This is a genomic window from Modestobacter sp. SSW1-42 (genome assembly GCF_046635825.1).
Taxonomy (GTDB): domain Bacteria; phylum Actinomycetota; class Actinomycetes; order Mycobacteriales; family Geodermatophilaceae; genus Modestobacter.
Genome location: NZ_JBISCA010000001.1, coordinates 654,144 through 680,458 on the forward strand (window position 1 = coordinate 654,144; position 26,315 = coordinate 680,458).

At 74.1% G+C, this 26,315-nt stretch carries 29 protein-coding genes; 17 read left to right on the forward strand and 12 right to left on the reverse strand.

What is annotated here, in order from left to right:
* Nucleotides 1-73: 73 nt before the first annotated feature.
* Both ACGBYP_RS03290 and ACGBYP_RS03295 read right to left on the reverse strand, forming a co-directional pair.
* A complete protein-coding gene (locus ACGBYP_RS03290) occupies nt 74-1,093 on the reverse strand; it encodes an NADPH:quinone oxidoreductase family protein (RefSeq protein ID WP_411581829.1) in 1,020 nt (339 codons plus the stop codon).
* Between the two features lie 8 nt (nt 1,094-1,101).
* Entirely contained in the window at nt 1,102-1,845 is a 744-nt protein-coding gene (locus ACGBYP_RS03295; protein ID WP_411581830.1) for an NADPH-dependent F420 reductase, read from the reverse strand.
* Between the two features lie 96 nt (nt 1,846-1,941).
* Here ACGBYP_RS03295 and ACGBYP_RS03300 point away from each other — a divergent pair, with 96 nt between their 5' ends.
* Nucleotides 1,942-2,535: a TetR/AcrR family transcriptional regulator gene (locus tag ACGBYP_RS03300; RefSeq protein ID WP_411581831.1), complete on the forward strand. Its 594-nt coding sequence runs from the start codon at nt 1,942-1,944 to the stop codon at nt 2,533-2,535.
* A gap of 208 nt (nt 2,536-2,743) precedes the next feature.
* Nucleotides 2,744-3,223, forward strand: a complete 480-nt coding sequence (locus tag ACGBYP_RS03305; RefSeq protein ID WP_411581832.1) for a hypothetical protein — start codon at nt 2,744-2,746, stop codon at nt 3,221-3,223.
* A 70-nt stretch (nt 3,224-3,293) separates the two neighbouring features.
* Here ACGBYP_RS03305 and ACGBYP_RS03310 read toward each other — a convergent pair whose 3' ends face one another.
* Nucleotides 3,294-3,617: a hypothetical protein gene (locus ACGBYP_RS03310; protein WP_411581833.1), complete on the reverse strand. Its 324-nt coding sequence runs from the start codon at nt 3,615-3,617 to the stop codon at nt 3,294-3,296.
* 290 nt (nt 3,618-3,907) lie between these two features.
* On the opposite strand from ACGBYP_RS03310, the gene ACGBYP_RS03315 reads away from it, so the two are divergent.
* The gene (locus ACGBYP_RS03315; RefSeq protein ID WP_411581834.1) at nt 3,908-4,144 is read left to right on the forward strand and encodes a hypothetical protein; all 237 of its coding nucleotides are present in this window, start codon (nt 3,908-3,910) and stop codon (nt 4,142-4,144) included.
* Nucleotides 4,145-5,019: 875 nt separating this feature from the next.
* A complete protein-coding gene (locus tag ACGBYP_RS03320; RefSeq protein WP_411581835.1) occupies nt 5,020-5,646 on the forward strand; it encodes an endonuclease domain-containing protein in 627 nt (208 codons plus the stop codon).
* A 600-nt stretch (nt 5,647-6,246) separates the two neighbouring features.
* Here the strand turns inward: ACGBYP_RS03320 and ACGBYP_RS03325 are convergent.
* From ACGBYP_RS03325 to ACGBYP_RS03340, 4 genes are all read right to left on the reverse strand, one after another.
* Nucleotides 6,247-6,570: a hypothetical protein gene (locus ACGBYP_RS03325; protein ID WP_411581836.1), complete on the reverse strand. Its 324-nt coding sequence runs from the start codon at nt 6,568-6,570 to the stop codon at nt 6,247-6,249.
* Between the two features lie 85 nt (nt 6,571-6,655).
* A complete protein-coding gene (locus tag ACGBYP_RS03330; RefSeq protein WP_411581837.1) occupies nt 6,656-6,865 on the reverse strand; it encodes a hypothetical protein in 210 nt (69 codons plus the stop codon).
* 137 nt (nt 6,866-7,002) lie between these two features.
* A complete protein-coding gene (locus ACGBYP_RS03335; RefSeq protein ID WP_411581838.1) occupies nt 7,003-9,276 on the reverse strand; it encodes a putative bifunctional diguanylate cyclase/phosphodiesterase in 2,274 nt (757 codons plus the stop codon).
* 115 nt (nt 9,277-9,391) lie between these two features.
* On the reverse strand, nt 9,392-9,727 hold the full coding sequence (locus tag ACGBYP_RS03340; RefSeq protein WP_411581839.1) for a hypothetical protein: 336 nt from the start codon (nt 9,725-9,727) through the stop codon (nt 9,392-9,394).
* 162 nt (nt 9,728-9,889) lie between these two features.
* On the opposite strand from ACGBYP_RS03340, the gene ACGBYP_RS03345 reads away from it, so the two are divergent.
* From ACGBYP_RS03345 to ACGBYP_RS03355, 3 genes are all read left to right on the forward strand, one after another.
* Nucleotides 9,890-11,017 carry a Vms1/Ankzf1 family peptidyl-tRNA hydrolase gene (locus tag ACGBYP_RS03345; protein WP_411581840.1) on the forward strand — a complete coding sequence of 376 codons (1,128 nt, stop codon included), beginning with the start codon at nt 9,890-9,892 and terminating at the stop codon, nt 11,015-11,017.
* Between the two features lie 63 nt (nt 11,018-11,080).
* Nucleotides 11,081-11,338, forward strand: coding sequence for a DUF2795 domain-containing protein (locus ACGBYP_RS03350; RefSeq protein WP_411581841.1), 258 nt, complete (start codon nt 11,081-11,083; stop codon nt 11,336-11,338).
* Between the two features lie 154 nt (nt 11,339-11,492).
* Nucleotides 11,493-11,723 carry a hypothetical protein gene (locus tag ACGBYP_RS03355; RefSeq protein ID WP_411581842.1) on the forward strand — a complete coding sequence of 77 codons (231 nt, stop codon included), beginning with the start codon at nt 11,493-11,495 and terminating at the stop codon, nt 11,721-11,723.
* Nucleotides 11,724-11,733: 10 nt separating this feature from the next.
* Here ACGBYP_RS03355 and ACGBYP_RS03360 read toward each other — a convergent pair whose 3' ends face one another.
* Nucleotides 11,734-12,753 carry a LacI family DNA-binding transcriptional regulator gene (locus ACGBYP_RS03360; protein WP_411581843.1) on the reverse strand — a complete coding sequence of 340 codons (1,020 nt, stop codon included), beginning with the start codon at nt 12,751-12,753 and terminating at the stop codon, nt 11,734-11,736.
* 254 nt (nt 12,754-13,007) lie between these two features.
* Here ACGBYP_RS03360 and ACGBYP_RS03365 point away from each other — a divergent pair, with 254 nt between their 5' ends.
* The 3 genes from ACGBYP_RS03365 (at nt 13,008) to ACGBYP_RS03375 (ending at nt 15,037) form a co-directional block, all read left to right on the forward strand.
* Complete coding sequence (locus ACGBYP_RS03365; protein WP_411581844.1) at nt 13,008-13,739, forward strand: polysaccharide deacetylase family protein; 732 nt, start codon at nt 13,008-13,010, stop codon at nt 13,737-13,739.
* A gap of 86 nt (nt 13,740-13,825) precedes the next feature.
* Nucleotides 13,826-14,248: a ChaB family protein gene (locus tag ACGBYP_RS03370; RefSeq protein ID WP_411582227.1), complete on the forward strand. Its 423-nt coding sequence runs from the start codon at nt 13,826-13,828 to the stop codon at nt 14,246-14,248.
* A gap of 18 nt (nt 14,249-14,266) precedes the next feature.
* Nucleotides 14,267-15,037 (forward strand): potassium channel family protein, encoded by a 771-nt coding sequence (locus ACGBYP_RS03375; RefSeq protein ID WP_411581845.1) that lies wholly within the window; start codon nt 14,267-14,269, stop codon nt 15,035-15,037.
* Here the strand turns inward: ACGBYP_RS03375 and ACGBYP_RS03380 are convergent.
* Together ACGBYP_RS03380 and ACGBYP_RS03385 are read right to left on the reverse strand one after the other, a co-directional pair.
* Entirely contained in the window at nt 15,021-16,358 is a 1,338-nt protein-coding gene (locus ACGBYP_RS03380) for a M24 family metallopeptidase (protein WP_411581846.1), read from the reverse strand. The two genes, ACGBYP_RS03375 and ACGBYP_RS03380, sit on opposite strands and share 17 nt — an antisense overlap.
* A 49-nt stretch (nt 16,359-16,407) precedes the next feature.
* Nucleotides 16,408-17,580, reverse strand: a complete 1,173-nt coding sequence (locus tag ACGBYP_RS03385) for a diguanylate cyclase (protein WP_411581847.1) — start codon at nt 17,578-17,580, stop codon at nt 16,408-16,410.
* Between the two features lie 128 nt (nt 17,581-17,708).
* Here ACGBYP_RS03385 and ACGBYP_RS03390 point away from each other — a divergent pair, with 128 nt between their 5' ends.
* Both ACGBYP_RS03390 and npdG read left to right on the forward strand, forming a co-directional pair.
* On the forward strand, nt 17,709-17,891 hold the full coding sequence (locus ACGBYP_RS03390) for a hypothetical protein (RefSeq protein ID WP_411581848.1): 183 nt from the start codon (nt 17,709-17,711) through the stop codon (nt 17,889-17,891).
* An 88-nt stretch (nt 17,892-17,979) separates the two neighbouring features.
* Entirely contained in the window at nt 17,980-18,675 is a 696-nt protein-coding gene (npdG, locus tag ACGBYP_RS03395) for an NADPH-dependent F420 reductase (protein WP_411581849.1), read from the forward strand.
* A 107-nt stretch (nt 18,676-18,782) separates the two neighbouring features.
* On the opposite strand, the gene panB is transcribed toward npdG, so the two are convergent.
* On the reverse strand, nt 18,783-19,613 hold the full coding sequence (panB, locus tag ACGBYP_RS03400; protein ID WP_411581850.1) for a 3-methyl-2-oxobutanoate hydroxymethyltransferase: 831 nt from the start codon (nt 19,611-19,613) through the stop codon (nt 18,783-18,785).
* Between the two features lie 220 nt (nt 19,614-19,833).
* Between panB and ACGBYP_RS03405 the strand changes: the two genes are divergently transcribed.
* Nucleotides 19,834-20,037: a hypothetical protein gene (locus ACGBYP_RS03405; protein WP_411581851.1), complete on the forward strand. Its 204-nt coding sequence runs from the start codon at nt 19,834-19,836 to the stop codon at nt 20,035-20,037.
* A gap of 100 nt (nt 20,038-20,137) precedes the next feature.
* The gene (locus tag ACGBYP_RS03410) at nt 20,138-21,478 is read left to right on the forward strand and encodes a glutamine synthetase family protein (RefSeq protein WP_411581852.1); all 1,341 of its coding nucleotides are present in this window, start codon (nt 20,138-20,140) and stop codon (nt 21,476-21,478) included.
* A gap of 40 nt (nt 21,479-21,518) precedes the next feature.
* Here ACGBYP_RS03410 and ACGBYP_RS03415 read toward each other — a convergent pair whose 3' ends face one another.
* Nucleotides 21,519-21,932: a hypothetical protein gene (locus tag ACGBYP_RS03415; protein ID WP_411581853.1), complete on the reverse strand. Its 414-nt coding sequence runs from the start codon at nt 21,930-21,932 to the stop codon at nt 21,519-21,521.
* Between the two features lie 125 nt (nt 21,933-22,057).
* Between ACGBYP_RS03415 and ACGBYP_RS03420 the strand changes: the two genes are divergently transcribed.
* Genes ACGBYP_RS03420 through ACGBYP_RS03430 form a run of 3 tightly spaced genes read left to right on the forward strand, consistent with a single transcriptional unit; the run spans nt 22,058 to nt 26,282 of the window.
* Complete coding sequence (locus ACGBYP_RS03420) at nt 22,058-22,789, forward strand: type 1 glutamine amidotransferase (RefSeq protein WP_411581854.1); 732 nt, start codon at nt 22,058-22,060, stop codon at nt 22,787-22,789.
* 2 nt (nt 22,790-22,791) lie between these two features.
* On the forward strand, nt 22,792-25,893 hold the full coding sequence (locus tag ACGBYP_RS03425) for a bifunctional [glutamine synthetase] adenylyltransferase/[glutamine synthetase]-adenylyl-L-tyrosine phosphorylase (RefSeq protein ID WP_411581855.1): 3,102 nt from the start codon (nt 22,792-22,794) through the stop codon (nt 25,891-25,893).
* Nucleotides 25,894-25,940: 47 nt separating this feature from the next.
* On the forward strand, nt 25,941-26,282 hold the full coding sequence (locus ACGBYP_RS03430) for a CDGSH iron-sulfur domain-containing protein (RefSeq protein WP_411581856.1): 342 nt from the start codon (nt 25,941-25,943) through the stop codon (nt 26,280-26,282).
* Nucleotides 26,283-26,315 lie beyond the last annotated feature (33 nt).

Consider the following 26,315-nt stretch of genomic DNA (forward strand, 5'->3'; position numbering starts at 1 on the left):
AAGGTTGTGGGCCGAAATTCGTAGGACCGCATACGGGCGTTTGTGAGCGGTCGGCGATGGCCGAGGACGTCCTTTATCTAACGGTGTGGCCGAGGCTGCGCGTGAGGGTGATGACGGTCTGTCCGATCCCACCTTCGGCCCGGGTGGTGAGTGCTTCGGGCACGTGGTCGAAGGGATACACGGCGGTGACGGGTGGGTGGACCTGTTCCGCTGCGAGCATCTTCGTCAGGGTGGCGACGGTGGCGGCCTTCTCGGTCTCGTCGCGGAAGGTGGAGAGGATGCCGATGGCGGCGTAGTCGCGCATCAGGAGGTCCTGGGCGTCGATGGACGCGGGTCTGCCGCTGGCGAACCCGACGATGAGGAACCGTGCACCGGGTGCGAGGACCTGCACCGCGTCGGATGCTGCTGCTCCACCGACGGTGTCGTAGACGACGTCGACACCACGGCCAGCGGTGATCCGGTCGATCTCTTCGCGGGAGGCGGGGTCGCTGAGGTCCAGGACGTGGTCGGCGCCCTGCTGCCGGCAGAAGTCGGCCTTGGCCTCGGTGCGGGCGGTCGCGATGACGGTGGCGCCCAGCGCCTTCCCGATCTGGATCGCGGCGGACCCGGTGCGACCTGCGCCGCCCAGTACGAGCAGCGTCTCCCCGCTCTGGAGTCGGCCGCGGTGGTGTAGGCCGATGTGGGCGACGTGGAAGGAGCCGGGGAACCCGGCGGCCTGCTCATCGGTGAGCCCCTCGATCGCGGGCATCGCGCTCCAGCCGGGGACGAGGGTGTACTCGGCGAATCCGCCGATGCCGATGTCGGCGCGGCTGTTGCCGACGATGCGCGCACCCACCGGGTGCGGGAAGCCCGGCCCGACGGCATCGACGATGCCGACCACCTCCTGCCCGGGAGAGGCCGGCGGCCGGGGCAGGAAGGGGTAGTCGCCGCGGATCATCATCAGGTCCGGGAGAGCGAGGCTCGCGGCGAGAACGCGCACCCGGGCCTCACCCGGCCCAGGTGCGGGCAGCTCGACGTCCTCGAGGCGCAGGACGTCGGCCACCTCACCGAACAGTGCCGCCTGCCACCGCTTCATCTGCTGTGCTCCGTTCATGAGGCCGGTCAGAACATGGCGCGGGTGAGGGCGAGCTGACGGTCAGGGTCGGGCTCCTTGCCGTCGGCCTGCACCCGCTCCTGGTAGACCGCCATCATCAGGTCGCGGCGCCGCGCGGAGCTGTTCCGCTGAGCCCGGTCGAGGGCCGCAGGCAGCTCCTCGGTGGTGAGGTCGGTCGTGTACGCCGGTGTGCCGGGCTGCTGGCGCCACGAGTCGGCGATCACGCCGGCGTCGAAGGCATCGAAGCCGGTCTCCTCGACCAGGCGCATGCCCACTGCTCGTTGCGCGTCGTCGTCGGCCACGATGGGCAGCGCGATCCGGCCCGCCGTCCCCGTCGGCATCGCCTTGTCCCGGAAGGACGCGGTGGTGATGCTGTTCCAGGCTTTCACGATCGGGCGGCCGTACTGCTCCTGCACCCATTCGCTCTCCACCTGGCCGTTCTCGACGGCGTCGATGACGCCGTCGCGGTGGGGGAAGTAGTTGGACGTGTCGATGACCACCGCGTCGGCAGGTGCCTTGGCGATCAGCTCGGCCATGCCCGCGATCTGGCCGAAGTTGACCGAGACGATGACGACGTCGGCGTCCTGCGCGGCATCGGCAGCCCAGACCGCGGTGGCGCCGGTGCTGAGCGCGGAGGCGTCGACCGTCTCCGGTGCCCGGGAGTTCGCGATCGACACGTCGTGGCCGGCGCGGGCGAGGCGTTCGGCGAGGATTCGTCCGATGTTGCCTGCTCCGATGATGCCGATCTCCATGGCCGTTCCTCCGTGCCGCGGGACAGTGGCGGAGAGGAGACTCTCTCCGGTCTTCCAGGACTCTACTCGGAGACTGTCCCCGTATAGGAAGGAGTCGTGGAGTTGACGACGACCACCGGTGGCCGGGCGCCGCGCTCGGACGCGCGGCGCAACCGCCAGCACATCCTCGACGTCGCCCGGCAGCACTTCACCGAGCGCGGGGTCACGGGGTCACTGGACGCGATCGCCAAGCAGGCGGGGGTGGGTGCCGGAACCCTCTACCGGCACTTCCCCTCCCGCGACGCGCTGCTCGCCGCACTCCTCGGCGCCCGCGACGAGCAGATCGGAGTGCGCCGCGCGGAGATCACCTCCAGCGCGGTCGACGCCGGCGCCGCCCTCGATGAATGGCTCGACGCGCTGATCGACTGGGCCGGGGCCTTCGACGGCCTCCCTGAACCTCTGCGTGCGGCCATCGACGAGGAGGCCTCCCCGCTGGCCTCCACCTGTCAGGGGTACATCACCGTCACCGACGAGTTCCTTCACCGCGCCCAGGACGCTGGGCTGGCCCGTCGTGACGTCCGCGGCCGTGAACTGTTCCTGTTGGCTCTCGCAGTCAGCTGGGCGCAAGGCGCTGCCATGGCCGACAGTGCCTCGGCCACCGCGATGGCCGGGCTCCTCCGATCCGGCTGGGCCAGGACCGACGCGGTCTGACCACTTGCTCCGCGGCCCGAGGCCTCCTCGCCGCGTGCGGACTGCTCCGTTGCAGCGGGTGAGCCGCTGCTCAAGAGAAGTCCGGCCAGCGCGAGGACCTTGGACGGCGTTCTGCCACTCGTGCGCCAGGTCGTGCTGCCGGCTGCACTGACGCCCCGACTGAGCGCGACGAGTCCGGACGCCAAGCAGACACCTACTGTCCGTCGGCATGAAGAGGTCAGCCGGGGACGCCGAACGGATCCAGCTCGGTGAACTGGCCGCCCAGCTCGACGACCGGCTGAACTTCGTTCTGGCGCTGCACCTCGGCCGGGGGCCGGATGAGGTCCTTGCTCTCATCAACGACGTCCTGTGGCGCGTGCCGATCGCAGATCGGATTGCACAGCTAGACGCCGCCCTGACTCGGGCCCAGATCAAGGACGCGGTGCCAGCACTCCCTGCCGCGCTGACTGCCGTCTTCGCCATCCGCAACCTGCTTGCCCACAGCGTCAGCTACGGCTCCACCGATGAGGCGATCGAGCTCTGGAGCGTCCGTAACGGGAAGCGACAGACACGAGTGCTGACCAGGGACCATCTGCGCTGGACCGTGGACATGGCCGAGCTGTGTCTCCTCCTGTGGTTGCCGCGCATCGAGGGTCGTGTGGGCGACGTCGAGACCTGGGGCTGGCTGTACCGCTACGACGAACCGTGACCCCAGCACCTCCGCCAACGAGCGGGCCCAGGCGCCGTAGGGAACCCCGCTCCGCCTGATGACCCACGCCTTACGGGGCGCCGTCGTCCTCGGCGCGTTCGATGTTCCAGGCCGGCGTCCAGCGGCCGACCGCGAACCCGAAGCGGGGTGCGATCTCGCGGTGGTACTCGACGCAGCCCAGCCACCCGTCGCCGCGCTCATCGCTCTGCTGCCAGCCGTGCAGCAGGGCCGGGGTGTGCCACTCGCCGCCCCATCGGACGCGCACCGGGACCGGAGGGTCCAGCCGGCGATCGGCCTCCTCAAGCGCCAGCGCCAGGTCGTCCTTGGAGGTGACGAGGAGGTGGTCGGGCACCGGCAGCCTGCGGGGCGGCGGGCCGGGTTCGCGTGCTGGCACCACCCCACTATCGACCCGCGCCGGGAGTGCCTGCCGCACCGGCCTGGCGGCCGGTGGCTTCGCCGCCGTGGTCACGCGGACCGGCCTCCGGCCGGTGGCTTCGCCGTGGTGGCTGGGTTGGGGGTGCGGCAGGTCGTCCCAGCATGCGGGGTCGGGGGCCCGACCGGTCAAGGCCGCTGCGCGCCGGCTGCGCCGGTCGGCTTCTCCGAGCCTGGACCGCCCACCCTCAACCCCGCACCCCGGGACTCCCGACCCGCCGCACACCGCGGCGAGCGTGACAGGGAGACACCGTGGAGACCGAGCGTTCCAACATCAGGCAGGCAACGAACGCCGTGCAGGACGAGCTGCACACGCTGGGCAACCACCTCAGCTTCATGCAGCAGAGCCTCACGGACCCCGAGCCGCCGAACGTCGACGAGGACCTCACCTACGCCCTCAAGTTCCTCAACGACTCGTTGGCGGCGCTGGAGAAGCTGCGCCAAGCGCAGAGCGCCTACGACAACGAGGTCGACTTCGAGCTGCTGTGACCGTGCGGCGGCCGGCCAGGTGACCCCTGCGCCGGCCGCCGGACCCACCGCCGGACCCGCGCAGCAGCTGCACCACCGCAGTCCTGGCGGACAACCACCCCCCGCCCCCTCCCGGCAAGAAGAAGTCAGCGGGTGCAAGAGGCCGTGGAGGTCAAGGTGGAGCGCCCGGAGCGAAGCGAGGACGTACGACCTTGACTGGAGCGGACGCGTCTGCGTGCTTGCCTAGCCGGCTGGGGTTTCTGCGAAGGGTGCTGGCCAGCCTGTGTCCGGCGGGGATCCGCCTTCCCTGGGCTGGGTTTCGAGCACTGTCGGTCCCCAATGCTCGCGATGCGGCTTGCGCCGACTTCTCGACGTAAGCCGAGGGAGGGTGGCGCGGAGCGTCGACCACGCCATCACTGATTCAGAAACGGAGGATGATCGTTCGAACGACGATTGCTCATGTGTTAACCCGAGTCGGTGAGGGTCGACGCCCCAACCGCTGATACCACTCGGGGTCCTGAAGTCGGCGACGGTCGTTGCGGAACTAGTTGCATCGAAGTTTGACGGTAGGGCTTGAAACCGTGGCGCCCGTTCCCTTGCCCCGCCCACCCCAGTTTCCCTAGCCATTCCTGGCGGGGGAGTACCTCTAACAAATGCCGCTTGAGTTAACAACCCCGGGTCGCTTCTGGGAGCGGTCTGGATATCGTTTGTGGACTAAAGTGCTAGCTTGCGAAATCGACCGGTCGTGCGGTAGCAATGAATGCGTGACTGAACGATGTCAGTGGCGAGAGTCAACCTGCGAGCGGGACGTCTGCTACAAGAGTCGGAGGCTGTGCGGGCGGCACTATGCGCTTGCTCGACGACAGGGCGTCCTGGATGACGAGTACCCCAAGCCAGTGCTCGACGCCGTCTGTAAGGCGGAAGGCTGCACCCGTCCGCGCGTGACAAAGGGGTACTGCCACGGCCACTACGTGCACCACGAGTACCGCGGTCTGACGACCCCCATGGGTAAGCCAAAGCATTTCCTGACCAACGTCGATCTGGGTGAGGAGACGGCGACCTGTGCGCTGTGTGGCGACAACACCCCAGTGCTCATCTCCTACCGACGGGGAACGGGGGAGCGGTACGCCCGGATGTGCCTCAGCCTCTACCCGGGCGTGCAGGAGCGGGCCTTGAACCGACTGGCAAAATCGAGTTACGTCCTGACCGCGACTGAGCGAGAGGCGCTCCTGGAGAGGCAGGGTGGGATTTGCGCCAACCCGTCCTGTGACGCTCGTGATGACGACACGTCTCGATGGACGCGTCTGGCGACGGACCACGATCACCGGTCGACCGACCATGCAGTTCGCGGGCTCCTCTGTCGTCGTTGCAACGCATCGATCGGGATGGCGCCCGGGGACAGTCTGATCGGCGTGCTCGGGCTGGCCGTGTACCTGGCCGCGCACGAGCGGCCACGCATGGCAGGCGTCCTGGACGGACTGCTCAACGAGGTGGTGGCTAGTGCGGGTGTCGCCCAGGTCTAGCCGTACGACGACGACACCGTCAGGCGGCCGTCTTGATGGTTGCGCTGCAGCCAGGCCGATCGATCCCCATCCGAAGGGTCAGGGGCGGGCGGCCGGCGTCAACCGCGGTGGGCGCGTCAGCTAGGCCACGCCTGGTCGGAGCCACGTTGTACGTGCACAGTCGCGCCGATAGGCCACCAGCCCCTCACGGCGTGGACACACCGGCCCTTCCGCTACTCGGCGTGTGTCCGGCTAGGTCTGTGGTCGAAGGTCTCCTGTCCCGGGTCCGGATGGGCGCCATGCACTCGGGCTCCGATCGCCGTGCCGTTGGCGGAACTCGCGCTGACGATCCGGTGTAGTTGATCGAGACCACGGGGCGCCTGGAGGCGTTGGGGTTAAGGCTCGTCGGATGCGGTAGCCCGGCGCGAAGACACGAGCTGGGGGCACCGCGGGGGCACAAGAGGGTCAGCGAAGACGCATGTCGACGCCAGTCGATGCAACGCGTCGGCGCAGGTCAGCACCGCAATCCAACTCATGCCCCAGGTAGTCAATGCGCCGCAAACTGTTCCCGGCGTACAGGCCGACTCGTCCGTCGCCCTCCCGACCGGGAGGGCGACCGGGTCAGCGGACGATGCGCAGGTGCGGCCCGGTGCGGGACGTCTCGGGCTCCTCCACCGGCAGGCCGGCGCTGACGCGGATGCGGTGCTCGGGGACGTCGAGCGCCCGGGCCAGCGCGCGGGCGACGCGGTCGTTGACGTACACCGACCCGCGGCCGCCCATCAGCCCGCGGACGGCCTCCTTGGACACGACGCCCAGGGTGCGGGCCGACGCCTCCTCGGCGGTCAGCCCCAGCTCGAACAGCCGTCGCCAGATGAGCCGCTGCAGGTCCCGGTCGCTCATCGGGGACCCGGCGCAGGGCTGCTCGACGACCGCTTCCGGTGACACGGGGACATGATCATGGTCTAGCCCGTGGCTTTACGCGGTAAACCGCTCCCGGTGCCCCGTCTGGGGTGCGGCCGGGTGTCGGGGATCAGCGCAGGGCGTCGCCGGCGACGTCGTCGACGATCGCCTGGAAGGTGGTGGTGTCCACCTCGTTGTCGACCGTCACCCGCACGATGTCGGTGATCTGCTGGCGGGACGTCGAGCGGCACGCGCTCACCCGGGCCGCGGCGATCAGCTTGAGCTGCTGCAGCCGGGCGGGGGAGCAGTCGGTGGCGCTGGGGAGTCGGTTCTCGCGCATGGACGAACGGTAGGTCGATCGTCCACCGGTTCGCAGCTCCGCCACCGCCGTGTCGCCCGCCGTCCACCTCGCCCGCCCCAGGCGGCACCCCCGCCCCGGAGCTCGGTCGAGCGTGGCCCGCGGCGGTGCGGCGCCGCTCAGCCCCGAGCTGCCCGGACCTCCTGACGATCGCGCTCGCGGCGCTCGTCCTGGCGGGCCAGCCACTGCTCCAGCTCGGCGGCCGGCAGCGGCGGTGAGTGCAGGTAACCCTGGCTCTCGTCGCAGTCCAGCGCGCGCAGGTGCAGCAGGGTGGCCGGGTCCTCGACGCCCTCGGCGACCACCCGCAGCCCCAGCTGGTGCGCCAGCCGGACGGTGCTCGCGACGATGGCGGCCGCGCGGGAGTCGGTGAGCAGGTCGGCGGTGAACGACCGGTCGAGCTTCAGCTCCACGACCGGGAGCTGGTGCAGGTAGGTGAGCGAGGCGTAGCCGGTCCCGAAGTCGTCGATGCTGACCCCGGCGCCCAGCTCGGTCAGCGCGCCGACCACGGCCAGGCTGCGGTCGGGGTCACTGAGCAGCACCGTCTCGGTCACCTCCAGGACCAGCGCCGACGGCGGGAGGGCGTGCAGCGCGAGCAGCTCGGCGACCCGCGCCGGCAGCCCGGTGTCGAGCAGGTTGCTGGCCGAGAGGTTGACCGAGATCCGCAGGTCGCGGCCGGCCCGGTGCCAGACCGCCGCCTGGGCGACCGCCTGGGCCAGCACCTCGTCGGTGAGCGCGCCCATCAGCCCGTGCACCTCGGCCAGCGGCAGGAAGTCCACGGGTCCGAGCAGGCCGCGGGTCGGGTGCTGCCAGCGCACCAGCGCCTCGACGCCGACGGTCCGCCGGGTCTCGACGCCCACCTGCGGCTGGTGGTGCAGGACGAGCTCGCCGCCGGCGATCCCGGCGCGCAGCTCCTCGACCAGCGCCAGCCGGCCGCTGCTGTCGCCGTGCCGGTCGGCGTCGTAGCGCACGACCCCGGATCCCGCCCGCTTGCCGTCGTACATGGCGGCATCGGCCTGGCGCAGCAGCGCGGCGGGTTCGACCGGGTCGCCGTCCGGGCCGCCGGCGTGGCCGGTCAACCCCAGGCTCACCGCGACGTGCACGCTCAGCCCGCCCACGGCGAACGGCTCGGCGAGCCACTCCTGCACGTCCCGGCCGAGCCGGGCGGCGCGCTCCTCGGGGCAGGCGCCGGGCTCGAGGTGGGCGACGAGGGCGAACTCGTCGCCGCCGAGCCTGCCCAGCAGGTCGTGGTCGCCGAGCCCGGCGGTCAGCCGCCGGGCGACCAGCCGGAGCAGGTCGTCGCCGGCGGCGTGACCGAGGCCGTCGTTGACCTCCTTGAACTTGTCCAGGTCCAGGACGCCGAGCACGAACGGGGTGCGCTCGGTGCACAGCTCCTCCACCCGGCGCAGCACCGCGCGGCGGTTGGCCAGGCCGGTGAGCTCGTCGGTCAGCGCCTCCCGGCGGCTCACCGCGAGCTGGGAGAGGTCCCGCACGTTGAGCAGCAGGCGGATGCCCGACGCCGTCCCGGCGACGCCGGCGCAGAAGACCGCGGTCGTGCTGGCGGCACCGAGCGCCGTGACCGCGAGCACCGCGATCGAGGAGATGATCACGACGAAGGCGCCGATGGTCGTGGCGCCCGGGTCGGTCATGGTGCGCGGGACGGGCGTGGGCCGCACGACGGCGGCCAGGCACAGCAGCAGGACGCCGAGGGTCGCGAGCACCCACCCGCCGCGGTGGCCGTAGACCGCGGCGATGCCGGCCACCAGGTCGGCGGTCAGCCCGCCGGAGATCAGCCAGGCCCGCGGGTCGCGGGTCATCCCGGAGATGTAGGGCACCGCCACCGACGTGCCGACGACGACGAGGCCGGCGGCGATCTGCAGCAGCACCGGCTGCACCTGCCACCAGGGCGCATCGGCCCAGCGGCTGCCGACATGGGCCAGCACGGTGTCGGTGACGGCGACGACCGCGAGCACCGCGGCCGCGCCGAGCAGGGTGTCACTGGGATCGGCGACGTTGGTGCTGTCGCGGTTCCACAGCACCATGCCGCCGTAGAGCAGCGGGAAGGCGGCGACGTGCGCCAGCGCCAGCGGGACGGCGTCCGCAGCGTGGTCGGCGCGGACGCCGACCAGCACGATGCCCACCGCGCAGCCCACGGCCAGCAGGGCCGAGGCGCCGGCGAGCCGGTGCCACAGGGCGCGTTCACCCGCGGCGCGCCGGGCCCGCCAGCGCAGCAGCAGGGCGCCGGTCACGTGCAGCGTGAGCGCAACGCCCAGCTGGACGCCGTCGGCGGCGTGGACCGGGCCCACGGTGAGGGCCACCTGGACGCCGGCGATCAGGACGACGAGGACCAGCAGCCCGCGCGGGGCGTCGGTCAGCAGTCGGAGCCGGCGGGACATGGGGGAGTGATCGGCCGGCCGGCGGCGCCGGTGGAGACCGGCGCCGCCGGCTCACCCCTGCGGGGCAGGCGGCCGGCGGCGTCCGGGCAGGTCCCGCACACCGCCGGCCGGCCCGTCAGCGCGGCTGGGCGGGGTTGGTCGGATCGCCGTGCGAGGGCGGGTTGACCGGCGGGCCCGAGGTCGCCTCGGTGACCGGCGAGCCGCCTGCGGGCGCGGGCGCGTGCTCGGGCTGGGCGGCCGCCGGGTCGCCCCCGGAGGGCTGCGTGCCGCTCTCCAGGTCGGCCAGGCGGTGGTTCACCGCCGAGATGACCTGGACCCGGTTGGCGTGCGCCTTCTCGTAGGTCAGCAGGGTCTGCAGCCCGTCGGCGTCCAGGGTGCGGATGCGGGAGGTGAGGCTCCCGACGGGCAGGTGGTCGTAGTCGGGCAGCGGGAGCGTGTCGTGCTCGGGCATCCCAGCTCCTTCCGGTCGCGGCGGACGTGTCGGCAACGCCTACCCGGCACCACGGGGCTGACACACCGGGTGTGAGGACGGAGGCGGTGGGTAGGCGGTCCGGAGCCAGAGTCGGGGCCCAGCGACGGCCCCCGTTCCACGACCCGAGGAGCTCCCCGCCCCATGGACGTGACCTTCCTGGACGCCGTCTTCAGCGCACCCGGCCCGTACGCCACGGTCTGCGTCGACGTCACCCACAACACCGAGACCGCCGACACCGAACTCGAGCTGAAGGTGCGCGCGGTCGCCGAGGAGCTCACCGCCCAGGGCGCTCCCGAGCCGGTGGTCGACACCGTGCGCGCCCGGCTCCTGCAGGCCAACGAGGGCGGGCAGCTGGCCACCCTGCGCGGGCGGGCGCTCGTCGTGGCCGCCGACGGTTCGGTGGTGCTCGACGAGGCGCTGGCCGACAGCCCGCGCGAGCCGGTCACCAGCTGGTCGCCCGTCCCGGCGCTCCTGCCGGTCCTGCGCCAGCTCGCCGGCCGCGTCCCGCACGTCGTCGTGGTCGCCGACCGGGTCGGCGCCGACGTGCAGGTGGCCAGCGGCACGGGCCAGCAGGTGGAGACCCAGAAGGTCGACGGCGACACCTTCCACATGCGCAAGGTCCAGGTCGGCGGCTGGGCGCACAACACCTACATGCACACCGCGGAGAACCAGTGGGAGGAGAACGCCGGGCAGGTGGCCGCCGCCGTGAACGAGGCGGTCACCCGCGACCGCTCCCGGTTCGTCCTGCTCGCCGGTGACGTCCGCGCCCGCCAGCTGATCGCCGACAAGGTCGGCCAGGAGGCCTCGCAGGTCCTGGTCAGCATCGACGAGGGCGGCCGCGCCGCCGGCGCCGACCGCGACGTCATCACCGCCCGGGCCAGCGAGCTGATCGCGGAGAACGAGGCCGCCGAGACCACCCGCGTTCTCGAGCAGATCGACGCCGCCTCCGCCCACGGCCTGGCCGTCACCGGCACGGCCCTGGTGGTCGAGGCGCTGCGCAAGGCGCAGGTCGAGACGCTCGTGCTGGCCGACCGGCCCGACGACGAGCAGCTGCACGTCGGCCCCGGCCCGCTGGAGCTCGGCGTCAGCGCCGAGGACGTCGCCGCGCTCGGGGTCACCGACACCCAGGTGGTCCCCGCCGACCTCGGGCTGCTGCGCGCCGCCATCGGCAGCAGCGCCGCGGTCGTCGTCGTCCCGCGCTCGGCCATGCCCGGTGACATCCCGGTGGCCGCCGTCCTGCGCTACACGGACGAGTCCACCCCCAGCTGACCCCCGGTCGGCACACGCACCCCTCGGCCGCACCGCGGCCGGACGAGAGAACGGAGCACCACCATGACCGACCCCCACCAGGCCGCCACGTCCCCTGGCACCAGCCCGGCCGACGTCGAGCACCGCGCCGCCATCGCCGAGGCGCTGGGCAAGGAGGTGTGGCCGGCCGACAAGGACACCCTGGTCGCCAAGGCGCAGGAGTCCAACGCCCCTGACCGCGTGCTCGCCGACCTGAACCGCCTGCCGGCCCACGCGCAGTTCGCCAACGTGCAGGAGGTCGCGCAGGCCCTCGGCATCAGCACGGAGTCGCACCGCTTCTGACGAAGGACCCCCTCGCCCTCACGCCACGCTCCGCGCGGCGCAGGGGCGAGGGGGCCGATCCCGCACGTCACCGGCCGGTGTCACGCGCAGCGCCCGAGGTGCTGCGTGTGGCAGCGGCCGGTGTCGTGTCGGGGGAGGCGGGTAGGGAGTCGGCATGCCCGACATGAAGGAACCGTCCCCCGAGGCGCACGCCAACGTCACCGAGCACAACGTCGAGACCCGCGCCGAGCTCTACCCCGAGGAGCGCTCGGTCGGCGGCAGCGTCGACCCGGAAAAGCAGGCCGAGCTGATCCTCGCCGAGTCCGAGGAGCGCACGATCCACCCCGACGCCGACGACGCCAACGGGGGCCACCGGCAGTCCGCGGAGACCGCCGACCTGCCCTGACCGGCGGCGCTCAGCGCGCGGGTGGGGCCGTGCTCTCCCGGACCACGAGCCGGGTGGCCAGCTCCAGCCGCGGCACGTCCAGCGCCTCGCCGCGCACCAGCCGCAGCACCGTACGGGCGCCCAGCGCCCCCATCTCCGACAGCGGCTGGTGCACGGTCGTCAGCGGTGGCGACGACCACTCGGCGCCGGGCAGGTCGTCGAAGCCCACCACGCTCAGCTCCTCGGGCACCCGCAGGCCCCGCCGCCGCGCGGCCTCGTAGACACCGAAGGCCATCTGGTCGTTGGCCGCCACGATCGCGGTCGGCGGCTCGGCCAGGGCCAGCATCGTGCTCGCGGCCTGGAAGCCGGACTCGTGGCTGAAGTCGCCCACGACGACCAGCTCCGGGTCCAGGCTGAGCCCGGCCGACTCCAGCGCCGCGCGGTGCCCGTCCAGCCGCGGACGGCTGCACAGCAGCGTCGGGGTCCCGGCCACGACCCCGATCCGGCGGTGGCCCAGGCCGATGAGGTGCTCGGTCGCGCTCAGCCCGCCCGACCAGTTGGTCGCACCGATGGTCGGGACGTCGAGGGCCGGCACCCCGGCCGGGTCGATCAGGACCGCGGGCACGTGCAGCCGCTGCAGCTCCGCGCCCAGGGCCGGGTCGAGCTGGCTGCTGACCAGGATCGCGCCGTCGCTGGCCCGGCCGGCGAGGTTGTCCAGCCAGGTCCGGGTGTCGCTGGCGCGGCGGTGGATCGCGGTGACCACGGTGCCCACGCCCTCGGCGTGCGCCGCGCCCTCGACCCCGCGGATGATCTCGACCGCCCAGGGGCTGTCCAGGTCGTTGAACACCAGGTCGATCAGCCGGGCGGCGGTGGTGGGGCGTCCGCCCCGGCGGCGGTAGCCGTGGTGGCGCAGCAGCTGCTCCACCCGCTCGCGGGTGTGCGGGGCGACGTCGGACCGCCCGTTGAGCACGCGCGAGACCGTGGGCACCGACACGCCCGCCTCCGCGGCGATGGCCGCGATGGTGACGTTCTGGGCTCGGGTCTCGGTCACTGTTCCTCCTGGTCCGGGGCCCAACCCTACGGGCCGGGGCGCCGGTCGTGTCCGTCCGCGGCGTCCGGCCTCACCCCGCTGGGTGTCGGCTTGACGACGGCTGTGCCCGCTTCGTATGTTGCGGGTCACGTTCCGGAAGTTCTCGGTGCGTGCGCCGGCCGGGTGGCCGGCGAGCTCGGCACGTCCCCGGGGCGCTCGCTCAGCGGCCCCGGTCCACCGGCGCCCGCGCGGGCGCCCACTCCTGGAGGTCGACGATGACCACTGCACGCGCACGGTTCCGCCGCCGCCTCGCCCCCGTCGCGGTCGGCTTCCTCGCCGTCGTGCTCGCTGCCGGCCCCGCCCAGGCCGGTGGGCCCGGGAACGGCAACGGCAGCGGCGGCAAGGTGGACGACCAGGTCGTCACCACGACCCAGCAGCAGGGCCGGGTCGTGGCCCTCACCTTCGACGACGGCCCCGACCCGGTGAACACGCCGGCGCTGCTCGACGTCCTGCGCGAGCACCACGTCAAGGCCACCTTCTGCCTGTGGGGCGACCACGTCCGGCAGTACCCGGACCTGGTCCGCCGGATCGCCGCCGAGGGGCACACCCTGTGCAACCACACGATGACCCACGCCGACCTGTCGACCTGGACGCCGGAGCAGGTGCGGGCCGACCTGCAGGCGACCAGCGACCTCATCCACTCGATCGTGCCGAAGGAGCGGATCCCGTACTTCCGGGCGCCCTACGGTGCCTGGGGCCAGAGCGCCGCGGTCGCCGCCGAGCTGGGCATGCAGCCGCTGGGCTGGGCCTGGGTGACCGAGGACTGGGCCGACCAGGACCCCGACGTCCTGGCCGAGCGGATCCGGACCCGGGTCACCCCGGAGTCCGTCGCGCTCATGCACGACGGCGGCGGTGACCGTCTCGGCACCGTCGAGGCCGTCGACCGGATGATCCCCGAGCTGCGCGCACAGGGCTGGCGCTTCGGCCAGCCCGCCAAGCGCGGCTGAGCACGCACCCGGCAGCCGGAGGGGAGTGACCCCTCCGGCTGCGGGGTAGCCCGGGAGCCGACCCGAGAGGAGCCGTCGTGCCCGAGATGACCGAGAACGGGGACGTGCAGCCCGAGGAGCTCCCGAGCACCCTGCAGCGCTCCGACGAGAAGGCCCAGCGCACCTTCGCCAAGGCGCACGACGCCGCGCTCGAGTCGTACGGCGACGAGCAGCGGGCCAACCGGGTCGCCTGGGGCGCGGTGAAGCACACGCACGAGAAGGTCGGCGACCACTGGCAGCCCAAGCCCGGCGGCGCCAAGGGCCCCAGCGACCAGCAGTCGGCCGAGGGTGGCGCCGACACCCGGCTCGACAGCAAGGGCGGCGTCGACGCCCACGCCTCCAAGGCCCACCTGTACGACCTGGCGAAGGACGCCGGCATCGACGGCCGCTCGACGATGAGCAAGGACGAGCTGGCCGACGCGCTGCAGCAGGCCAACGACGAGGCGACCGCCGAGGCCCGCAGGAAGTAGGCCCGCGACACTGGGGCGGTGACCAAGGACGCCCTCCGCCGCCGCTACGAGGAGGCCAGCCAGTGGCCGCTGATCGCGTTGGCGGTGCTCTTCGTGGCCGCCTACGCCTGGGGCGTGCTGCGACCGGACCTGCCCGACTGGCTGCTGACGACGCTGCACGTGGTCACGGTCGTCGCCTGGCCGGTGTTCCTCGCCGACTACGCCCTCCGGCTGGCGCTCGCCGACCACCGCTGGCAGTTCGTACGCCACAACTGGATCGACGGGCTCGCCGTCGTCCTCCCGCTCCTGCGGCCGCTGCGCATCCTCAGCCTGGTCCGGGTCGCCCGGGTGATCGACCGGCGACTGACCACCTCGCTGCACGGCCGGGTGGCCGCCTACGTCACCCTCACCGCCTCGCTGGTGGTCTTCATGGCCTCGCTGGCCGAGCTGGACGCCGAACGCGGCGACCCCGACGCGACCATCACCACCTTCGGCGACGCGCTGTGGTGGGCGCTCACCACCATCACCACCGTCGGCTACGGCGACCGCTACCCGGTCACCGGTGAGGGCCGGCTGGTCGCCGGGCTGCTGATGGTGGCCGGGATCGCCCTGCTCGGGACCGTCACCGCGGCCGTCGCCTCCTGGTTCGTCCGCCGGGTCGCCGATGCCGCGCGCGCCGAGGACGACGCCGCCGACGCCGCGGCCGACGAGGCGCTGCGGGCCGAGCTGCGCGCGCTCACCGAGGAGGTCCGCCGGCTGCGCGCCGAACTCACCGGCCAGGGGCGGGTCGAGCTCAGCGAGCGGGGATGACGATCAGCTCGGTCTGCCGGCCGTCGAGGTACACGACGCCGTCGGTGGTCAGCGCGATGCCCTGCTCCAGGCCCATCCGCACCAGCTGGCCGCCCCACTCGGGCACCGGCACCCGCACGCACAGCTCCAGGGCCCAGACGGTCGCGGGGTGCACGGGGACCGAGCCGGCTCCGGGCACGCCGTCCTGGGAGTCCCACATGCCGATCGCCGGGCCGGCGCCGTGGCCGTGCACGCCGACGGGGTGGGAGTAGACGTCGCCGTCGATGCCGGCCTCCGCGGCGGCGGCCCGGGCCGCGGCGAGCACCTCGTCGCCGGTGCGCCCGGGCCGCAGCGCGCCGGTGGTGAGGTCCTGCATCCGGTTGCCGACGGCGTGGGCGGCGACCAGTCCGGCCGGCGGTGCGGTCTCGCCCGGGGCCAGGACGTAGGCGTTGCGCTGGGTGTCGGTCATCAGCCCGAGGCTGGAGAGGCCGACGTCGCAGTGCACCAGGTCGCCGGGGCAGATGGTCGCGTCGTAGGCGACCCCCGGCAGGGCCGTGCCCTGCTCGTCGACCAGCGGGCTGCCGGCCCGCTGCAGGTCGACGGTCGGTTGGAACCACGGGTCGACGCCGAGGTCGGCGAACCGCTGCCGGATCCACCAGGCGACGTCCAGCGCGGTCGTCTCGCCGACGGTGATCACCGAGGGGGAGAACGCCTCGTCGATCACCTCGTGCACGAGCCGGTTCATCGCGTGCAGCGCCGCGATCTCCTCCGGCAGTCGGGTCTCCAGCCAGCCCACGGCCAGCGCCTCGGCGGACACCACGCGCTCGGCGTGCGGGCCGAGGGCGGCCATGAGCAGACCGTGCTCGGTGTGGGAGAGGCCGTCGGCGTGGGCGAAGACCTCGGAGACGTCGACGCCGATGCGGCCGGGGGAGGCCTGGTCGACGAACCTGCGGACCGCGGCCCACTGCGAGGCCTCGGCCGAGAGCCCGGGCTGCTCGTCGGCCTCCCACGCGGGCTGGAACTGCCCCACCGGGTAGCGCGACACCGCGGCCGCGGTCACGCCGTCGTCGCTGCGGTGGAACAGCAGGATCGTGCGCCGGCGGGCCGAGAGCCAGGTCGCCGGCAGCAGGGTGCGCAGGACCGGGTCCTCGTTGTACTCGCGGCCCAGCACGACCCACAGGTCGATGCCGGCGCGGTCCATCAGCCCGGGCAGCAGGTCCAGCAGCCGCTGGGTGAGCCAGCGGTCGCGGACGTCGGCCTGCTCGCGCAGCGGGAGCGGCACCGTGCGGGTCGGGTCGGGGCCGACGCCGCCCGGGCTGCGGTGGCCGGTGGTCTCGGTCATGGGGGCAGGAAAGCAGAACGGGCGCCGGGGCGCCGGGCGGGCCGCCGGCTCAGGCCGCGCCGTCGGCCGCCGGGTCTGCCCGGCGACCGTCCCGCTCGGGGGACCGGGGCAGCGGCAGGACGTCGCCCCGGGCCACCACGACCTGGTCGCGACCGCCCTCCTTGGCCACGTACATGGCGGCGTCGGCGCGGTCGACCAGCCGCCAGAGCGCGTCGACGGGGTCCTCACCGTCGGCCGGGTGCGCCAGCGCCGCCCCGATCGAGGCGCTGACCCGCCACGGCCGGCCGGCTCCGCAACCGGCCACCGCCCGGCGCAGGCGCTCGGCCAGCCGCCGGGCCTCGTCGGGGTCGGAGACCAGCCCGAGGACGACGAGCTCCTCGCCGCCGGTGCGGGCGAGCACGTCGGGAGGCCGGACGCTGGCGGCGAGGGCGACCGACACCGCGCGCAGCACCTCGTCGCCGACGCCGTGCCCGAACGCGTCGTTGAGCTGCTTGAAGTGGTCCAGGTCGAGCACCAGCGCCGCCACCCGCTGCCCGTCGCGGCGGGCCTGGCGCCACACGCGCGGCGACTGGTCGACCAGCGAGCGGCGGTTGGCCAGCCCGGTCAGCGGGTCGGTGGAGGAGAGCTCCTGGGTCTCGGCCAGCAGCCGCTGCACCCGACGGCGCAGCAGGAAGACCCCGAGGGTGACCACGTCGAGCATCCCGGCACTGGCCGCCACCGCGATGACGAGCGCGCTCGGCGAGGAGTAGCTGTCGGCCAGCACGACCGCGCAGGCGACCAGCACCGCGACCATGTGCACCGCCAGCGCCCGGCCGCCCAGGAACCAGGCCGCGACGAAGCAGGTGGACAGCAGCATCAGCGGCGGCGCGTAGCGCAGCGGGTCGCTGGTGGCCCACGCCAGCAGGACGTAGGAGACGTCGCCGACCAGCACCAGGGCCGCCGTCGCCGTCTCGCCCACCCGCTGCCGGACCGCCAGCACCAGGGCCAGCAGCAGGCAGACGCCGAGGGTGCCCAGGTAGACCGGCCGGCTGGCGCCGTCCTGCAGCGCGCCGTGGATGAGCAGGTTCACCGAGCCCAGCCCGGCCCCGACCACCAGCAGGGCGGCCAGGCACCACGCGACCAGCCGGCGGTCGTGACCCCGGCCGGCGGGCGGCGCGGCGGCGGCCAGGGCCGCCGACGTCCCGTGCCGCTGCCCCCGTCCGGGCGTGTGCGCCCCTGCCATGGCGTGCAGCATGCCCCAGCCGCGACGGCCGCGGTCCCGCCGAGTGCACGCCGTCTCCTGGGACCGGGCGGCTCCGCCGCCGTGGTGCGAGGCTTGCCGGGGACAGCGCACCGCGAGAGAGGACGACGATGGACACCGGACCCTGGTTCTTCTGCCTCAAGCACCACACCGTCGAGACCCGGGACGGGTGCGCCGAGCGCCACCGTCTCGGCCCGTACGAGACCCGCGCCGAGGCCGAGCACGCGCTGGAGAAGGTCGCCGAGCGCAACGAGCAGGAGGACGCGGCCGACCGCGCCTGGCGCGAGGGCTGACCCGCCGCGCCCGGCACCGGCCCGCGGGGCATGATCGGGCGCAGGGGCGCACCCGGCCGGGTGCGCCCGCCGCAGGTCAGGAGGGGTCGTGACGGACGGACGCGCGGTGGAGGACCTCGTCGTCGGCGTGCTCGGGGGCACCGGGCCGCAGGGCCGCGGGCTGGCGGTCCGGCTGGCCGCGGCCGGGCAGCGGGTGCTGCTGGGGTCCCGGGACGCCGAGCGGGCCGAGGAGGTCGCGGCCGAGGTGGCCGCCCGCGCCGCTGCCGTGGCGGGCGCCGGTGAGGTCTCCGTGCGCGGCGGGTCGAACGTCGACGTCGCCGGTGCCGCGGACCTCGTGGTGATCGCCGTGCCGTACGCCGGGCACGCCGACACCCTCGCCGAGCTGGCCACGCCCCTGGCCGGCAAGGTCGTCGTCGACTGCGTGGTCCCGATGGGCTGGGACGAGCTCGGCGCCTACGTCCTGGACGTCGTCGAGGGCAGCGTCTGCCAGCAGGCCGCGGCGCTGCTGCCCGACAGCTCGGTGGTCGGCGCCTTCCACCACCTGTCGGCGGTGACGCTGGAGGACCTCTCCCAGCCCACGCTCGAGGGCGACGTCATGGTGGTCGGCGACGTGCGCGAGGCCACCGACCTGGTGCAGGCGCTGGCCGGGCGGCTGCCGGGCATGCGCGGGGTCTACGCCGGCCGGCTGCGCAACGCCCGCCAGGTCGAGGCGCTCACGATCAACCTGGTGTCGGTCAACCGCCGCTACAAGGCCCACGCCGGCGTCCGCATCACCGACGTCTGAGCGGACCCCACTGCCCCCACCACGGGCAGGCTCGCAGCGGGCCCCTGCAGCGGGGCCGACGGGCCCGCCCCGAGCTCGCGCGGGGTGGGGGGAGAGGGGGTCCTCCTTCAGTCGAAGCTGTGCTCGGCGGTGGGGAAGGTGCCCTCGCGGACCTCGGTGGCGAACTCCTGGGTGGCGCGCAGCAGCTCGCTGCGCAGGTCCGCGTAGCGCTTGACGAAGCGCGGCACGCGGCCCGCGGTCATCCCGGCCATGTCCGGCCAGACCAGCACCTGCGCGTCGCAGTCGGGGCCGGCCCCGATGCCGATCGTGGGGATGGTCAGCTCCGCGGTCACCTGCGCGGCGATCGCGGCCGGGACCATCTCCATGACCACGGCGAAGGCGCCGGCCTCCTGCACGGCGCGGGCGTCGGCGAGCAGCTGCTCGGCGCCCTCGCCGCGGCCCTGCACCCGGAAGCCGCCCAGGGCGTTCTCGCTCTGCGGGGTGAAGCCGACGTGGCCCATGACCGCGATGCCGGCCTGGGTGAGCAGCCGGATCTGCGGGGCGACCCGCACCCCGCCCTCGAGCTTGACCGCCTGCGCCCCGCCCTCCTTCATCATCCGCACCGCGGTGGCGAAGGCCTGCTCGGGTGAGGCCTCGTAGCTGCCGAACGGCAGGTCGGCCACGACCAGCGCGCGCCTGGTCGAGCGGGTGACGGCGCGGGTCATCAGCAGCAGGTCCTCGACCGTGACGGGGACGGTCGAGGTGTGGCCCAGCACGACGTTGCCCGCGGAGTCGCCCACGAGCAGCACCGGGATGCCGGCCTCCTCGAACACCTGCGCCGAGTGGGTGTCGTAGGCGGTGAGCATCGCCCACCGCTCGCCCCGCTCCTTGGCCTGGCGCAGGTGGTGGACCCGCACCCGTGCGGTCGACGTCCCGCCGTAGAGCACCGACTCGGTCATGCCCGGCTCCTGTCGCCGGCGGGGTGCGGGACCTGGGCGAGCGCGACGCGCAGTCGTACCGGTGCAGTCACAGGTCACAGTCTGGTCGTCGATGCCCGCAGGTGACCAGGTGGGGCAGCCGCGGGCGCGCTGTGTCGTGCCGCACCCCCGCGTCCTCCGCCGATCCGGGAGATGTCGTCGCTCCCCCGCCCTGAGGGCCCCACGACCGGCGCGGTGGCCGGTGCGTGACCGGGGACGCCGCGACGTCCCGCACGGCTGCCTCGACGTCTCGGTGGCCGACGCCCGCTGGTGCTACGAGGACCTCGGCCGCGGCGACGTCGTCGAGGTGACCGACGCCGGCCCTGCGCTGGAGGTCTGGGACGGCTACGGCGACTGGAACGCCGGCTGGGCCGACGGGCAGGCCGGGTCCGCGCTCGGCCGGTGACCGCGACACCCGCCGGCCGCTGCTGTCGCCAGGGCGCGGGAGGGGGCAGGCTGGGGGCCACGTAACACCCCCGTCACGCCCGGAGGCCACGATGGCGAGCATGGACCGCCAGCAGGAGTTCGTCCTGCGCACCCTGGAGGAGCGCGACATCCGCTTCGTGCGGCTGTGGTTCACCGACGTCTCGGGCTACCTCAAGGCCGTCGCGGTGGCACCGGCCGAGATCGAGGCGGCGTTCGCGGAGGGCATCGGCTTCGACGGCTCGGCGATCGAGGGCTTCGCCCGCGTCTACGAGTCCGACATGCTCGCCAAGCCCGACCCGGCGACGTTCCAGGTGATGCCGGCCCAGCGCGGCCAGGCCAGCGAGACGGCGCGGATGTTCTGCGACATCACGCTGCCCGACGGCTCCCCGGCCTGGGCCGACCCGCGGCACGTGCTGCGGCGGGCCCTGGCCAAGGCCGCCGACATGGGCTTCACCTTCTACACCCACCCCGAGATCGAGTTCTTCCTGCTCAAAGACCTCCCGACCGACGGGCGCCCGCCGGAGCCGGCCGACACCGGCGGCTACTTCGACCTCTCGACCCACGACGTCGCGCACGACTTCCGCCGCGAGGCGGTCTTCGCACTCGAGGCGATGGGCATCTCGGTGGAGTTCAGCCACCACGAGGTCGCCCCGGGGCAGCAGGAGATCGACCTGCGGTACGCCGACGCCCTGTCGATGGCCGACAACATCATGACGCTGCGGCACGTCGTCCGTGAGGTCGCGCTGGCCCAGGGCGTGCACGCCACCTTCATGCCCAAGCCGTTCACCGAGCTGGCCGGCTCGGCGATGCACACGCACGTGTCGCTGTTCGAGGGCGACCGCAACGCCTTCCACGACCCGGCCGACCCGATGAAGCTGTCGACCACCGGCAAGCAGTTCATCGCCGGGCTGCTCACCCACGCCCGCGAGATGACCGCCGTCACGAACCAGACGGTCAACTCCTACCGCCGCCTGCTGGCCGGCACGGAGGCCCCGACCGCCGCGACCTGGGGCCGGGCCAACCGCTCGGCGCTGGTGCGGCTGCCCTCGTACAAGCCCAACAAGGGCAACTCGGCCCGGGTGGAGGTCCGCTCGCCGGACTCCGCGTGCAACCCGTACCTGACCTTCGCCGTCCTGCTCGCCGCCGGCCTGCGCGGCATCGAGAAGGGCTATGAGCTCCCGCCCGAGGCCGAGGACGACGTCTGGTCGCTCACCGACACCGAGCGGCGCGCGGCCGGCTACGAGGACCTCCCGGTCTCCCTGGGCGAGGCGCTCACGGCCATGCAGGGCAGCGAGCTGGTCGCCGAGACCCTCGGCGAGCACGTGTTCGACTTCTTCCTGCGCAACAAGTGGGAGGAGTTCAACTCCTACCGGCAGAACGTCACGCCCTTCGAGCTCAAGCGGTACCTGCCCGGCCTGTGACGCGCCGGCCGCCCCCGCCCGGCGGGGGCGCCCGGGCCGGTCAGGAGCAGGCGTCGCCGGCGGGCACCGCGGCGACCTGCACCGTGACGGCCGAGGCGTCGGTGCCGGTCGAGGCACCTGCGGTGCACACCACCCAGCCGGGCTGCACCGGCCGGGACGCGCCGCCGGCGTCCACGAGCTCGACGACGGCGCCGGTCTGCTGCAGCGCCGGCTGCGCCTCGGCGACCGGTCGGCCGATGACCTCCGGCAGCGGCTGACCGGCCACCGCCGGCACCGCCGTCGCGGACGACGGAGGGGCCGACGACGGGGTGACGGCGGCGCGGGTGAGCGGGCGCTCGGCCACCTGACCGACGACGGTCACCGTGCCGACGACCACGGCGGCGGTGAGGGTGAGCACCACCAGCCAGCCCACCCACCGGCCGATCACGGACGCCCCCGTGCGCTCCTGGTCCATGGACTCCTCCTCCGAGTTGGCCGGAACGTACCGGGTCGGAACCGTTCCAGAGGCCTCCTGCGTCGTGTCGCGCGCACGCCGGTACGCCGGCCGTGACCACGTCCGGGCGCGGCTAGGGTGACCGGGTGGCCCGCCTGCTCGTCGTCGTCCCGTCCGACACCGACCCGCCCACCCGGCTGGGCGAGTGGCTGACCGAGGCCGGGCTCGAGCTCGACGAGCGCCGGTTGTCGACCGGGCAGCCGCTGCCGGCCGACCTGACCGGCGTCGACGGCCTGCTCGTCCTCGGCGGCCCGCAGTCCTCGCTGGACGACGAGACCGTCTCCCCGGAGCTGGTCGGCGTGCGGCACCTGCTGGCCCAGGCCGTGGCCGCCGACGTCCCGACGCTGGCGATCTGCCTGGGTGCGCAGCTGCTGGCCCAGGTCGGCGGCGGCAGCAGCCGGGTGGGCGTCGACGGGCCCGAGGTCGGCGCCACGCTGGTGGCCAAGCGGGACGCCGCCGACGCCGACCCGCTGTTCGCCGCGCTGCCGCTGTCGCCCGACGTCGTCCAGTGGCACCACGACGAGATCGACCGGCTGCCGGCGGGCGCGACCCTGCTGGCCAGCAACCCGCGGTACCCCCACCAGGCCTACCGGGTCGGCGCGCACGTGTACGGGCTGCAGTTCCACATCGAGGTCGACGAGCCGCTGGTCCGGCAGTGGGCCGCCGGTGACGCGGTCGGGGTGGCCAGCAGCGGCACCGACGTCGCGACGGTCTGCGCGGCCGCGGCCGCCGTGCTCCCCGACGTGGCCGAGGTCTGGGCGCCGTTCGCCGGCCGGTTCGCCGCGCTCGTGCAGGCCCACGCCGCCGCGCGGGCCTGACGGTGTCCGCAGCCCCCGTGCCCGACGACGTCCCGCGGCGGGCCGTCGTCCGGCTGGTCCGCTTCGGCTTCGAGGACGGCGCCCGCGCGGCCCGGCTGCTGGCCGACCCGTCGCTGGGCCTGTGGGACCTGGAGCGCAACGAGCCCGCCGACCCCGAGGCCGGCGCGGTCGTCTCCGCCCTGGCCCGCGCCGGCGACCCCGACCTCGCCGTCCGGTCGCTGGCCCGGTTGGTCGAGGCGCTGGACGCCACCGACCCCGACGGCGGGCTGGCCGCCGCGCTGCTCGCCCGGCTGCGCGGCTCGGCCGCGGTGCGGTCGCGGCTGCTCTCGGTGCTCGGCGCCTCGGCGGGGCTGGCCGACCACCTGGCCGCGCACCCCGCCGACTGGGTGGTGCTCGACACCGAGGACCGGCCCTCCCGCCCCAGCCCGCAGGAGCTGCAGGAGCAGCTGCTGTTCGCCGTCGGGGCCGACCCCGCCGACCCGCCCTGGGGGGTGGGCCTGGGCACCGGCGCCCCCGACGCCGACGGGTCCCGGGTCCGCGACCTCCGGCACGCCTACCTGCGCGCGGTCCTGTCGCTGGCCGGCCGCGACCTCGGCGACGCCCTGCCCGCCGACGAGGTCGCCGCGGAGCTGGCCGACATCGCCGCCGCCGTGCTCACCGCGGGGCTGGCCATCGCCGTCGCCGACCAGCCGCCGGGCAGTGCCCCGTGCCGGCTGGCCGTGATCGGGCTGGGCAAGTGCGGCGGGCGGGAGCTCAACTACGTCAGCGACGTCGACGTCGTCTTCGTCGCCGAGGCCGTCGACGCCGGTGCCGACGAGGCGGCCGCCCTGGCGTCGGCGACCCGGGTGGCCGCGGCGCTCATGCGGATCTGCCGCGAGGCCGCCTGGGAGGTCGACGCCGCGCTGCGCCCGGAGGGCAAGGCCGGGGTGCTGGTGCGCACCGTGGCCGGGATGCGCGCCTACTACGAGAAGTGGGCCAGCACCTGGGAGTTCCAGGCGCTGCTGAAGATGCGCCCGGTCGCCGGTGACCCCGCGCTGGGCCGCGAGTACGTCGACGCGCTGGAGCCGCTGGTCTGGAAGGCCGGTGACCGGCCCGGCTTCGTCGGCGAGATCCAGGCGATGCGCCGCCGGGTGGAGCAGAACATCCCCGCCGGCCAGGCCGACCGGGAGCTCAAGCTCGGCCGCGGCGGGCTGCGCGACGTCGAGTTCAGCGTGCAGCTGCTGCAGCTGGTGCACGGCCGGGCCGACGTCACCCTGCGCGTCGGCGGCACCGTCCCGGCCCTGACCGTGCTCGGCGCCGGTGGCTACATCAGCCGCGACGACGCAGCGACGCTGGTCGCCTCCTACCGTTTCCTGCGCACCGTCGAGCACCGCCTCCAGCTGCTGCGGCTGCGGCGCACCCACCTGCTGCCGGTCGCCGGTGACCAGCTGCGCTGGCTGGCCCGCTCGCTGGGCTACAAGCCCGACGACCGCGGCGACTCGGTGGCCGTGCTGCGCGCCGAGCTGGCCCTGCACACCCGCGTGGTGCGCCGGCTGCACGAGAAGCTGTTCTACCGTCCGCTGCTGTCGGCGGTGGCCCGGGTGCCCGGCGAGCAGCTGGCGCTGGGGCCGAAGGCGGCGGGGGAGTGGCTGCGTGCGCTGGGGTTCGCCGACCCCGAGGGCGCGCTGCGGCACATGACCGCGCTCACCGGCGGGCTGAGCCGGTCGGCGTCGATGCAGCGCTACCTGCTGCCCGTGCTGCTGCAGACCTTCGCCTCCTGCGCCGACCCCGACGCCGGGCTGCTGGCCTACCGGCGGGTGAGCGAGGCGCTGGGCAACGACCAGTGGTTCCTGCGGCTGCTGCGCGACGAGGGGCAGGCCGCCGAGCGGCTGGCGGTGCTGCTGGGCTCCAGCCAGTACGTGGCGGGGCTGCTGACCCGTACGCCGGAGGCGATGCGGATCCTCGCCGACGACGCCCAGCTCGAGCCGCGCAGCGCCGACGCGCTCACCTCGGCCTGGCGGCAGGCCGTCGCCCGGGCCGGCGACGCGGCCGGTGGGGTGCAGGTGCTGCGCTCGCTGCGCCGGCAGGAGCTGCTGCGGATCGCCTGTGCCGACCTGCTGGGCCGCCTGGACGTGCTGCGGGTCGGGCAGGCGCTGCACGCCGTCGCGGTCGCCACGCTGCGGGCCGGCCTGGACGCCGCGCTGCGCAGCTGGGCCGCCGACAACGGGCTCGCGGTCGCCGACGTCCCGGTCGACGTCGCCGTCATCGGCATGGGCCGGCTGGGCGGGGCGGAGCTGGGCTACGGCTCGGACGCCGACGTGCTGTTCGTGCACCGGGTGCGCGCCGGCGCCGACGAGTCGAGGGCGGCGTCCACGGCGAACGCGATCGCGCACGCGCTGCGCCGGCTGCTCGGTGAGCCCGCGCCCGACCCCGCGTTCGAGGTCGACGCCGACCTCCGGCCGGAGGGGCGCTCGGGGGCGCTGTCGCGCAGCCTGGAGGCGTTCGCGCAGTACTACCAGCGCTGGGTCGCCACCTGGGAGGTGCAGGCGCTGCTGCGCGCCGAGCCGGTCGCCGGCGACGAGCGGCTGGGCCGGGAGTTCATGGCCCTGGTCGACCCGCTGCGCTACCCGGGCGCGGGCCTGTCGGCCGAGCAGGTGGGGGAGATCCGCCGGATGAAGGCGCGGGTGGAGAGCGAGCGGCTGCCCCGCGGCGCCGACCCGGCCACGCACACCAAGCTCGGCCGCGGCGGGCTCGCCGACGTCGAGTGGACGGTGCAGCTGCTGCAGCTCGAGCACGCCGCCCGGCACCCGGCGCTGCGGGTCACCTCCACGGTCGCCGCGCTGCACGCGCTGACCGACGCCGGGCTGCTGGACGCCGAGCAGGCCGAGGCGCTGCAGACGGCCTGGGAGCTGGCCAGCCGGGCGCGCAACGCGGTCTTCCTGGTCCGCGGCCGCCCCGGCGACCAGCTTCCGCGGCCGGGGCTGGAGCTCAACGGCGTGGCCCGGGCCTGCGGGTACGGCGCCGACACCGACCCCGGTCAGTTCCTCGACGACTACCGGCGGGTCACCCGCCGGGCCCACGCGGTCGTCGAGCGGGTGTTCTACGGGCGCCCCGGGCAGGGCTGACCCGGGTCGGTCGGTTGCGTGCCACCGATGAGGGGCACCATCGGGGTGTGCCCCCCGAGTCCCTGGCCGAGCAGTCGGCCGCCGAGCCCACCGACGTCCCCGACCTCTCCGACGAGCAGGCGCGCGACCTGCCGCCCGCCGACGAGCCGACGGCGACCATCACGCCCTACCGCGACGGTCCGCTGCTGGTGCGCGGGGACTTCCGGCTGGTCGACACCGACGGCAACGAGATCGACCCCGGCCGCAGGACGGTCGCGCTGTGCCGCTGCGGGAAGTCGGGCATCAAGCCCTTCTGCGACGGCACCCACAAGCGGTCCGGCTTCTCCGCCGGCAGCGCCCCCTCCCGGCCCCGGCCGGCCGCCGAGCTGTACTCGGGCGCCGACGACTGACCAGCTCGTCACGCCCGGGCCCTCCGCTGTTCG